Raw genomic sequence first — 2382 nt, forward strand, 5'->3', positions numbered from 1 at the left:
CCCTCCCCCGGGGCCGCGGCCGGCACGGCCGCTCTACCCGACGAGATTCGCAGCCGCCCGGACCGATCAGGATTCGAGAAGCGCCCGGCCGGGGTGCGCGCCTAGCGTTGCGGTCATGAGCGACATCACCATTCACTGGACCTTCCTCCCCCACACCGACCCCGAGGCCTCCCTCGCCTTCTACCGCGATCTGCTGGGCTTCGAGGTGCGCAGCGACGTCGGCGGCGGCCCGATGCGCTGGATCACCGTCGGCCCCGCCGGCCAGCCCGACGTCTCCCTGGTGCTGGAGCCGGCGTCCGCCGACCCGGGCCGCACCGAGGAGGAGCAGCGGACCATCACCGAGATGATGGCCAAGGGCACCTACGCCCGGGTCGTTCTGGGCACCCGCGACCTGGACGGCGTCTACGACCGGCTGAAGTCGGGCGGCGCCGAGCTGGTCCAGGAGCCGACCAAGCAGCCGTACGGCGTCCGCGACTGCGCGTTCCGCGACCCGGCGGGCAACATGGTCCGCTTCAACGAACTGGGCTGAGCCGGGCCCACGGGCACCGGGCCCGCCCCGCCCCTCGTCGACCGCACCCGAAACCCGTTCGATCCCGGCCGGATCGATGGTTGGATCGAACGGTTCGAGCACACCGACGGCGGCCGCGGGGCGGGCCCGCCCAGCAGGCCCCTCCACAGACCGCCGAGAGCCAGGGAGCGAAGAGAACGATGCCCAAGCGGACGGATGCGCAGCCGCACCTCGCCGACAGCCATGACCTGATCCGCGTGCACGGCGCACGGGAGAACAACCTCAAGGACGTCAGCGTCGACATCCCCAAGCGCCGTCTGACGGTGTTCACCGGGGTGTCCGGCTCCGGCAAGAGCTCGCTGGTCTTCGACACCGTCGCCGCCGAGTCCCAGCGGCTGATCAACGAGACGTACAGCGCCTTCGTCCAGGGCTTCATGCCCACCCTGGCCCGCCCCGAGGTGGACGTCCTCGAAGGCCTGACCACCGCGATCATCGTCGACCAGCAGCGGATGGGCGCCGACCCGCGCTCCACCGTCGGCACCGCCACCGACGCCAACGCGATGCTGCGCATCCTCTTCAGCCGCCTCGGCACCCCGCACATCGGCTCCCCCAAGGCCTTCTCCTTCAACGTGCCCTCGATCAGCGGCGCCGGCGCCGTCACCGTCGAGCGCGCCGGCAAGACCGTCAAGGAGCAGCGCCGTTTCAGCATCACCGGCGGCATGTGCCCGCGCTGCGAGGGCCGCGGCACCGTCTCGGACATCGACCTCACCCAGCTGTACGACGACGGCAAGTCGATCTCCGGGGGCGCGTTCACCATCCCCGGCTGGAAGACCGACAGCTGGTGGACGGTCGGCGTCTACGCCAACTCGGGCTTCCTCGACCCGGACAAGCCGATCCGCGAGTTCACCGAGCAGGAGATGCGGGACTTCCTGTACCGGGAGCCGACCAAGGTCAAGGTCAACGGCGTCAACCTCACCTACGAGGGCCTGATCCCCAAGATCCAGAAGTCGATGCTGTCCAAGGACAAGGACGCGCTGCAGCCGCACATCCGGGCCTTCGTGGAGCGGGCCGTCACCTTCACCGCCTGCCCGGACTGCGAGGGCACCCGGCTCAGCGCGGCCGCCCGCTCCTCCCGGATCGCCGGGATCAGCATCGCCGACGCCTGCGCGATGCAGATCAGCGACCTCGCCGCCTGGGTCCGCGACCTCGACGAGCCCTCGGTGGCGCCGCTGCTCGGCACGCTCCGGCAGGCCCTGGACTCCTTCGTGGAGATCGGCCTCGGCTACCTCTCGCTCGACCGCCCCTCCGGCACCCTCTCCGGCGGCGAGGCCCAGCGGGTCAAGATGGTCCGCCACCTCGGTTCCTCGCTCACCGACACCACCTACGTCTTCGACGAGCCCACCACCGGCCTGCACCCGCACGACATCGACCGGATGAACCAGCTGCTGCTGCGCCTGCGGGACAAGGGCAACACGGTGCTGGTGGTGGAGCACAAGCCGCAGACCATCGCGATCGCCGACCACGTGGTCGACCTCGGCCCCGGGGCGGGCACGGCCGGCGGCACAGTCTGCTACGAGGGCGACGTGCCGGGGCTGCGCACCAGTGGCACGGTGACCGGCCGTCACCTGTCCGACCGGACGGCGCTGCGGGACGACGTCCGCAAGCCCACCGGGAAGCTGGAGATCCGCGGCGCGGGCACCCACAACCTGCGGGACGTGGACGTGGACGTCCCGCTCGGGGTGCTCACGGTGGTGACCGGGGTGGCGGGCTCCGGCAAGAGCTCGCTGATCCACGGCTCGATCCCGCGCGAGGAGGGCGTGGTCTCCGTCGACCAGGGGGCGATCAAGGGCTCCCGGCGCAGCAACCCGGCCACC

2 protein-coding genes are annotated in these 2382 nt (G+C 71.2%); both read left to right on the forward strand.

Features of this window, described 5'->3' with window-relative positions; translation table 11 throughout:
* Positions 1-115 precede the first annotated feature (115 nt).
* Complete coding sequence (locus tag ACIQOV_RS37695; RefSeq protein ID WP_380352930.1) at positions 116-529, forward strand: VOC family protein; 414 nt, start codon at positions 116-118, stop codon at positions 527-529.
* Positions 530-708: 179 nt separating this feature from the next.
* A partial coding sequence (locus ACIQOV_RS37700) for an excinuclease ABC subunit UvrA (protein ID WP_401055291.1) occupies positions 709-2382 on the forward strand: 1674 nt, incomplete at its 3' end.

The sequence above is a fragment of the Kitasatospora sp. NPDC091257 genome (assembly GCF_044757675.1).
Lineage (GTDB): Bacteria > Actinomycetota > Actinomycetes > Streptomycetales > Streptomycetaceae > Kitasatospora > Kitasatospora lactacystinica.

What these genes read in the sequence shown, in the direction of transcription:
- ACIQOV_RS37695 (WP_380352930.1), top strand. Translation starts at nt 116, where the DNA reads ATGAGCGACATCACCATTCACTGGACCTTCCTCCCCCACACCGACCCC.